We start from the raw sequence: 6,434 nt of genomic DNA, 5'->3' as shown, positions 1-6,434 counted from the left end.
AGGCGATTCAGTTCCTGCGTACGCATATCCGTCAGTGACTGATGGCGCAGCACCAGTGCCCGTAACGCCCGTTCAACCGGATGCGGAGCTTCCCAGACTGCCGGGCGCTTCTGACGGCAAAACTCTGCCAGCATGCGGGCATCAACGGCATCGGTTTTGCTGCGCAGCCCCTCGCTCTGTGCGAAGGCTTTGCCGAGGGCAGGATTGATGATGGAGACGGTGAATCCGGCATCACTGAGATGGGCGGCCACGTCTTCCATATACGTACTGGTGGCTTCCATACAGATATGCGCCGGCGCCACGTTATGGCTGTTGAGCCAGTGGAGGAGTTCATTGTGGCCCTTCAGGGTGTTCGCAAATTTTTTACTGCGGTGACGGCCATCGGGACGCAGCACATCGACATCCAGCTTGGCTTTAGAGACGTCAATACCGATAAAATGAAGTTCCTGTTCCATAGTGAGACCAACCTTGTGAATGCGGATTACCGGGAAAACCGGTCCATGATACTGTCCGGTTTGTCACTTGTGGAGAACGGCAGTCCGCTGCATAAATCTACAATACAGGTTGTTAACCTAAGGCCGGATACGGCATGCGGACGGCATGGCAGGGAGAACTGGCCGGCCCTCTCTGCACAGAGAGGATAATACAAGGCCGGATAAGACGCAGCCGCCATCCGGCGAAGTTATGCCTGATGCGCTTCGCTTATCAGGCCTACGAAGCGGACACTTTTGTAGGCTGGGTACGCCATCCAATCACATGTTAAACAGCGCCGCGGTATTACGATACAGCGCGTCAGCGATCACGTCCGCAGGTTCCGGGCGCAGTTCGCATAAGACGTCGAAGACTCTGACTACCTGCTCCGGGCGGTTAGGCTGCCCCTGAAAGCCGTTGAGCGGCATATCCGGCGCGTCGGTTTCCAGCAACAGCGATTCCAGCGGCAGTTGCGCTATTACCTCGCGGGTTTTACTGGCGCGCGGATAGGTAATGGTGCCTCCCACGCCAATTTTGTATCCCAGTTGCACAAAGCGCTCTGCCTGCTGCACGCTCCCGGAAAAACCATGCACCACGCCAGTTCGCGGCAAAGCATGACGTTTCAAGTGCATCGCCAGCTTGTCATGGGTGCGCCGCGAATGCAGGATCACCGGCAATTCATACCGCTTCGCCAGCTTTAGCTGCGCTTCCAGCACCCGCTCTTGCTTATCGAATTGCGGATCGTCCCGATACAGATCCAATCCAATCTCGCCTACCGCCACCAGCTTTTGTGGGCGCTTATCCAGCTCCTGTTGCAACTGGTCCAGGCAGTCATCGCTATGTTGTTCAATAACAATGGGATGCAGACCAAGCGCGGCAAACAATGGAGGATAATTTTCCGCTAACGCCAGTACGCGGGGAAAATTCGCCGCCTGGGTGGCCGGAACGATAATGCTCTGTACACCAACCTCCGCCGCGCGCTGAATGCTGGCAGATTCATCGCCGGTAAACGGCGGGAAATCAAAGTGACAATGCGTATCGATAAAACGATAACTCACGCCAAATCCTCATTATCAAACGTTGTGTCGTTCGCCTGAGGCGCATCGGTCACCACTGGCACATGGGCATCGTTGGCCACCGGCGCGGGAGGAACTACCACCGGCCCCGGCACCACAATCTTCGGCGTCTGACGAGGCAGCGGCGCATTTTTCGCCAGCAGTTTGCCGACTGTCGCCAGAAAGTAACGACCGCACAGGCGTCCGGTTTTGTAATCTTCCCTCAGTGCCGGAATACGGCTGCCCAACGCCATGCTATGGAGTGGTTTTGGCGGATAGATCTCAAAAATACGCAGCTTGCCCGGCGGCTTCTCAATAAAACTCTGGATAGCACGATAGCTGGTCTCATGATGCTGCACCAGATTCAGAAACGGTTGCAGGCTACTTTCACCCAACCAGCGCTCCATACGTTTGAACCACTGCGGGGTGTAGTACATTTGCGAAGGCACAGTGCGAATCACTACCAACGTTTTTGCCCCCTGCTTCGCTGCCTCCTGCACAGGTATGGCATCACTAACTCCTCCATCCAGATAGTTCACGCCGTCCAATACAACCCCTGTGCGGTAGAACCCGGGAATCGCGCTGGAGGCTCGAATGAGGTCGAGCCAGTTTTGCCGGTTCGGCGAAAAATAGCCGGGCGTGTAATCATCGCCCCGACAGGCGCACATATAAAACGCTTTCCCTGCGGCAAACAGGCGCTCGGCGTTATCCATTGCCAGCGGCATCTGGGACGCAGTCGAATCCACCAGCCAGTCGAGATCGATTAAGTTTCCCCCGCGCACAAAGCGCACCGGGTCAAAAAATTCGCGTCGGGTGGTGTATCGCATAATAACTTTGCGACCGTAACCGGGCTGGTTACAGAGATAGGCTGAAAGGTTTTGCGCGCCAGCGGACGTCCCGTAGAAGAGCTCAAAAGGATTAAACTGCGCGCGCATGAATTCATCCAGTACGCCAGCGGTAAAGATACCTCTTTGTCCCCCACCCTCGCACACCAGCGCCACACTGCCTGGTTGAAACGGACGTAACGATAACGGCGCAATATTACCGAGCGTGACGGGTATTCTCTGCCCCACCTCTGCCTTCCTGTTGTTTTTGTAATAGAGCAACAAAGTAACGCAAATTGCCTGACGCTAAAACCGTAAAAGCCAGTCCAATGGACTGGCTTAGTAGCAAGATATCTTTACGGTTAATCCCCAAAATAATTCGAGTTACAGGAAGACGGCAAGTGCGTGAGTCCCGATGAGCTTACTCTGGTAAGTGATTCGGGTGAGCGCGCGCAGCCAACGCACCTGTAGCTTGAAGAATAAAGGGGATGGGCTAGGGTCGTTTACGCCCGGTAAACAGGCTGACCAAAAACAGAATGATCCCCACCACAAACACAATTTTCGCTGCGCCGGCTGCAGTACCCGCCAGTCCACCAAAACCGAGTGCGGCGGCAATTAACGCGATAACCAGAAATATGATGCCCCATCGAAACATATGCTTCTCCTTTACCATAGTTAATTTCACCGCTTGATATGAGCGCTCAGGCTGCCCATCGGCGATATTTTCAGTGTGGTGCACAACACGCCTCCCGACAAACGTCAGGAGGACGAATTAAGTCTAATTACTGAGTTTTGAGATCGTTTTTGACGCTTTTCACGCCATCAATCGCTTTGGCGATGCTCTCAGCACGATCGCTTTGAGCCTGTGAATCGACGGTGCCTGAAAGTTGCACTACGCCCTCGGTGGTCTCAACTTTCACCTTCCGGGAAGGGACGATATCATCGGCCAGCAGCTTGGCTTTTACCTCACTGGTGATTGCCGTATCGCCCGCATAGCCTTTAACGGAGGTTTCTTTACTATCACGCACGTGCAGTTTGTCGCTAACGGAGGTCACACCCTCAACGCCTTTCGCCACTTTCACCGCTTCTTCGGCCTGTGCCTGGCTTTCAACAAACCCGCTTAGTGTCACCACCTTTTGATCTGTTTTGACGGAAATATCGGTGCTCTTAATGCTTTCGTGGTCCACCAGCGCGGCTTTTACTTTCGCGGTGATGGTGCTGTCATCCATGAAATTACCGACTTTGTTCATAGAGCTATCGACTTTCTGCCCCGCACTTTCGACGCCGGATTGCGCTTTATCCATCGTGGCGTTTTCTGCATAAGCAGAACCCGTTGCAACAGCGGAGGTCAGCATCACGGCCAGCAGCGTTTTAGAAATCTTAAGTCCTGTCATTGTCATCGATGTATTCCTGTATGTTTTGCTAAAAGCTATGCTCTGCCGTTACACGGCCTGAACCAGCAACTAATCTTGTAAGTGGAATAAATATCAGCAATAGACGCTGCAACAGGCAGCCTAAAAAGCATTTAACGCCGATATTTATGTCATCACATTGTTAAATATAGTTCACGATTTCGTGATCGCAGTCAGAATTGATTAAAAAACAGGCAAACAAAAGAAAAACGCGAGGTTTTAAGAACATTCCGCAAGGGATTTAAAAGACAGGAAAAGTTGCAGGACACGGCGGATACCGTGCCCTGGAAGGTCGATTAGTGTTCGCGTGTTTTACGGAACTGAACGTCCGGGTAACGTTCCTGGGTGAGATTCAGGTTAACCATGGTTGGTGCGATATAGGTGAGGTTATCGCCGCCATCCAGCGCCAGCTGAATTTCGTTCTTACGCTTAAATTCTTCGAATTTCTTCACGTCAGAACATTCTACCCAGCGCGCAGTCGCCACGTTGACAGATTCATAAATCGCTTCAACGTTGTACTCGCTCTTCAGACGTGAAACCACCACGTCAAACTGCAGCACACCCACCGCGCCCACGATCAAATCGTTATTGGCGATCGGACGGAATACCTGCACAGCGCCCTCTTCTGACAGTTGAACCAGTCCTTTCAGCAGCTGTTTCTGCTTCAATGGATCCTTCAGGCGAATACGACGGAACAGCTCCGGTGCGAAGTTCGGAATACCGGTGAACTTCATCATTTCGCCCTGGGTAAAGGTATCACCGATCTGGATAGTGCCGTGGTTATGCAGACCGAGAATATCGCCCGGATACGCTTCTTCCACATGAGAACGGTCACCGGCCATAAAGGTGAGTGCGTCGGAGATCACCACGTCTTTACCAATGCGCACCTGGCGCATTTTCATGCCTTTCTCATACTTGCCGGATACCACACGCATGAACGCCACGCGGTCACGGTGTTTCGGGTCCATGTTGGCCTGAATTTTAAACACGAAACCGGTGAACTTCTCTTCTGAGGCTTCGACGACGCGGGTGTCGGTTTTACGCGGCATCGGCGCAGGCGCCCACTCCACTAAGCCGTCCAGCATATGGTCAACGCCGAAGTTACCCAGCGCGGTACCGAAGAAGACCGGGGTGATTTCGCCCGCGAGGAACAGCTCATGGTCGAACTCATTGGACGCGCCCTGCACCAGCTCCAGCTCGTCACGCAGCTGCTGCGCCAGGTCTTCACCCACGGCAGCATCAAGTTCCGGGTTGTTCAGACCTTTAACAACACGCACTTCCTGAATGGTGTGGCCTTTACCGGTCTGATACAGGTAAGTTTCATCTTTATAAAGGTGATAGACACCTTTGAACAACTTACCGCAGCCAATCGGCCAGGTGATTGGCGCACAGCCGATTTTCAGTTCGTTCTCGACTTCATCCAGCAGCTCCATCGGATCGCGGATGTCACGGTCGAGTTTGTTCATAAAGGTCAGGATCGGCGTATCGCGCAGACGGGTAACTTCCATCAGCTTACGGGTACGATCCTCGACGCCTTTTGCGGCATCGATAACCATCAGGCAGCAGTCCACCGCCGTCAGAGTACGATAGGTATCTTCGGAGAAGTCTTCGTGCCCCGGGGTGTCCAGCAGGTTCACCAGGCAGTCATGATACGGAAACTGCATCACAGAGGTGGTAATGGAGATACCACGCTGCTTTTCCATTTCCATCCAGTCAGATTTTGCATGCTGGCTGGAGCCACGGCCTTTTACCGTACCGGCGGTCTGAATGGCCTGTCCGAATAACAGTACCTTTTCAGTAATTGTCGTTTTACCGGCATCCGGGTGAGAAATAATGGCAAAAGTGCGGCGTTTGGCCACCTCTTGCAAATAAGGAGACAACGTCATAGTCAAATCTTCTTAGGTAAGCACGGCAACGGGCCGGGCAAGTTGAATACGAAAAATTGCGGCTATTTTACCCATCAACGGGGGGGAGGCAATCAGTGTTTACACAGGAGCTGCTCCAGTTCGCTTAATGACGCTACGGTCCAGGTCGGCTGAATGCCCGCTGGCTGCTCGCGGTGGTGCGTATTTAGCCAGCAGGTGGATAGCCCGGCGTTAATGCCGCCAAGAATATCGGACTCTGCGGTGTCACCCACCATCAGCACGCGAGAACGGTCAGGATTACCCGCCTGCTCCAGCGCATGGTCAAAAATACGGGGGTCGGGTTTTGCCACCCCAACCTGCTCAGAAATCACCAGCAGGTCGAAATAGTCGCGCAGCCCCGTCCGCTCAAGGCGGATTTGCTGCAACGCGGTAAAGCCGTTAGTAATGATGCCTATTTTCGTTTTATCACGAATCGCATTGAGCAGAGAAACCGCCCCCGGCAACGGTGAGCAGATCTCCGCCATCGCATTGATGAATGCGTCATTAAGCTGGCCCGGTTCAACCTTCAGGCGTTCGGCCCAGCTCTGAAAACGGGCATGCTGCAGTTGTAATGAGGTAATCGCGCCGTTTTGGTAATCCACCCACAGCGGTTTATTCACGGCCTGGTAGTCCTGAAAATCTTCAGCGGTAAAGGTAATGCTATAGTCGAGAAACATCCGCTGTAAGCCGGTAAACGAGTCAAACGTAAACAGCGTTTCGTCGGCATCAAAGAAAATACAGTCCCACTTCTTCATCATTACACCTTGT

General features: G+C 53.1%; 7 protein-coding genes. All 7 read right to left on the bottom strand.

What is annotated here, in order from left to right; translation table 11 throughout:
* Positions 1–455: IS110 family transposase (locus OGY17_RS09165; RefSeq protein WP_267445968.1), on the bottom strand; the 455-nt coding region annotated here is incomplete at its 3' end.
* A gap of 297 nt (positions 456–752) precedes the next feature.
* The gene (locus tag OGY17_RS09160) at positions 753–1,529 is read right to left on the bottom strand and encodes a metal-dependent hydrolase (protein ID WP_286606982.1); all 777 of its coding nucleotides are present in this window, start codon (positions 1,527–1,529) and stop codon (positions 753–755) included.
* Positions 1,526–2,599 (bottom strand): patatin-like phospholipase family protein, encoded by a 1,074-nt coding sequence (locus OGY17_RS09155; protein ID WP_286606979.1) that lies wholly within the window; start codon positions 2,597–2,599, stop codon positions 1,526–1,528. Before OGY17_RS09155 ends, OGY17_RS09160 begins: the two co-directional genes overlap by 4 nt.
* 244 nt (positions 2,600–2,843) lie before the next feature.
* Positions 2,844–3,005, bottom strand: a complete 162-nt coding sequence (locus tag OGY17_RS09150; RefSeq protein WP_003019081.1) for a DUF1328 domain-containing protein — start codon at positions 3,003–3,005, stop codon at positions 2,844–2,846.
* Between the two features lie 127 nt (positions 3,006–3,132).
* Positions 3,133–3,750, bottom strand: a complete 618-nt coding sequence (gene osmY, locus OGY17_RS09145) for a molecular chaperone OsmY (RefSeq protein WP_048214994.1) — start codon at positions 3,748–3,750, stop codon at positions 3,133–3,135.
* A 308-nt stretch (positions 3,751–4,058) separates the two neighbouring features.
* Positions 4,059–5,648 (bottom strand): peptide chain release factor 3, encoded by a 1,590-nt coding sequence (gene prfC / locus OGY17_RS09140; protein WP_003829982.1) that lies wholly within the window; start codon positions 5,646–5,648, stop codon positions 4,059–4,061.
* Between the two features lie 92 nt (positions 5,649–5,740).
* Positions 5,741–6,421: a pyrimidine 5'-nucleotidase gene (gene yjjG / locus OGY17_RS09135; RefSeq protein WP_286606991.1), complete on the bottom strand. Its 681-nt coding sequence runs from the start codon at positions 6,419–6,421 to the stop codon at positions 5,741–5,743.
* Between the last annotated feature and the right edge of the window lie 13 nt (positions 6,422–6,434).

Origin of the sequence: Citrobacter sp. Cpo126, assembly GCF_030332445.1 — a bacterium.
Taxonomy (GTDB): domain Bacteria; phylum Pseudomonadota; class Gammaproteobacteria; order Enterobacterales; family Enterobacteriaceae; genus Citrobacter; species Citrobacter portucalensis.
This window is presented reverse-complemented; position numbering and strand designations above follow the sequence as displayed.

Coding starts and splice junctions, on each gene's coding strand:
- OGY17_RS09150 (WP_003019081.1), bottom strand. CDS start 3,005: ATGTTTCGATGGGGCATCATATTTCTGGTTATCGCGTTAATTGCCGCC.
- osmY (WP_048214994.1), bottom strand. CDS start 3,750: ATGACAATGACAGGACTTAAGATTTCTAAAACGCTGCTGGCCGTGATG.
- prfC (WP_003829982.1), bottom strand. CDS start 5,648: ATGACGTTGTCTCCTTATTTGCAAGAGGTGGCCAAACGCCGCACTTTT.
- yjjG (WP_286606991.1), bottom strand. CDS start 6,421: ATGAAGAAGTGGGACTGTATTTTCTTTGATGCCGACGAAACGCTGTTT.